At 64.8% G+C, this 281-nt stretch carries 1 protein-coding gene; it reads left to right on the top strand.

What is annotated here, in order from left to right:
- A partial coding sequence (locus HXS66_RS17280; protein ID WP_218015206.1) for a VCBS domain-containing protein occupies window positions 1-281 on the top strand: 281 nt, incomplete at both ends.

Genomic DNA, 281 nt, shown 5'->3' with positions numbered 1-281 from the left:
AAGATTTCGACTACCTGGCGGCGGATGAGACGCTGACGCTGACCTATGCAGTGACGGTCACCGACACCGCTGGCGCGACGGACACCCAGAACGTTGTCATCACCATCACCGGCACCGACGATCTGCCGGTCATCTCCACCAATACCGGCGCCGTGGCAGAAGACGGCACCCCGGAAGCCACTGGCACGCTGACCGCGACGGACGCCGACAATGCCGACCTGGCCTTTGTCGCGGCCACCGATGGCAGCGACTACGGCACCTTCACGGTCGATGATGCGGGC

Origin of the sequence: Cobetia sp. 5-11-6-3 (assembly GCF_013374055.1) — a bacterium.
In the GTDB taxonomy this organism is placed as follows: domain Bacteria; phylum Pseudomonadota; class Gammaproteobacteria; order Pseudomonadales; family Halomonadaceae; genus Cobetia; species Cobetia marina.
The sequence above is the reverse complement of the archived record's forward strand: the minus strand, read 5'-3'. Positions and strand labels throughout refer to the sequence as shown.